The 1180-nt window shown below is 61.9% G+C and carries 1 protein-coding gene; it reads right to left on the bottom strand.

Annotated features, from left to right (window positions below; translation table 11 throughout):
* A partial coding sequence (locus NKH73_RS32520) for an SAM-dependent methyltransferase (RefSeq protein WP_352939605.1) occupies window positions 1-1180 on the bottom strand: 1180 nt, incomplete at both ends.

Below are 1180 nucleotides of genomic sequence, written 5' to 3'. Positions count from 1 at the left end.
GAGCCGAAAACGGGCGAGCGCGGCCGGACCATCGTCGGCGACGCTGTGATACATGAGGACAGGGATACGCTGCCGCCGCTCGCTACGCGCGACGTCGCGGCGCAAGGCCCGCGCCCCGCCCCAGACGATATTTCGCGCGACCCCGATTCCGATGGGCGCGCGGATTGGCACATGATCAATCATCGGTTCCGTCGCCACGTCGCCCGGTGACCGGCGGCGGAAGCGGTCAATGCGATAGAGCTCGGTCTGGATCGATTGCTCCAGGACGAGGCCTTCGGTCGCTGCCAGCGTCTCCGAGATCAGCTGAGCACCGAATGTGTTCCAGTCGAAGCCCGTCCTTTCAACATTGTCACGCAGCACGAATGCATGTGCGCTGATGAAACTGCCGCCAGGCGCCAACGCCTCAACGATTTTTTTGGCGATGCGCCGCAACTCGGCGAGATCGTCCAGATAGTAGAGCACTTCCGAACAGACGATCAGGTCCATCTCACCCGGCAGGGGATCCGCGGAGAAATCCAGTACGCTGAACTCAACATTCAGTTGGTCCCTACATCGCGCGCGGGCCCGTTCGACGGCTATGGCGGAGATGTCGGTTGCGGTCAAATGGCCCACGCGGGGCGCCAGCTGCCGCGTGAAATGGCCCTCCGCGCAGGCCAGCTCAAGCGACCGTCCAATGGGACCGGCAGGCAGAATTTCGAGCTGCCGCTGATATTTTTCCTGCTCATAGGGCGAACCATAGTTCCAGGGGTCCTCGGTCGCGAAATAGCCGTTCCAGAACGACGTGCGATCATTGTAGCGCTCGCCCCCGGCCGGTGCACGGCGCGGGAGAGCAAGAGCCTCTGTCACTTCGGCGCTCGATCCTACCAACCGCTGCGCTTCCGCGGCCAACTGCGCGAGTTTGCCGTAGTGGCTGTCCCGATCAGACCGACCTCCCACCATGGACAGCAATGCCTCTGCTGTGGCGCCGTGTTGGAGGGACAGCGATCGGCTCGCAAGCCGCGCAGCACGCTTCCAGAAGCGGAAGGCCATGCGCTTATAGCCGGATAGATTGCGTGTGAGTCCCTCAGGGGGCACGCAATTCCGGATCAATTCGATCCAATGACGCCTTGTCACTTTCCCGAGTACACCGAACTGCACGAGAGCCCTGATCTGGCCATCCATCATCAGATAGGCATAAATT

The organism is Mesorhizobium sp. M0938, assembly GCF_040319125.1.
GTDB lineage: Bacteria > Pseudomonadota > Alphaproteobacteria > Rhizobiales > Rhizobiaceae > Mesorhizobium > Mesorhizobium robiniae.
This window is presented reverse-complemented; position numbering and strand designations above follow the sequence as displayed.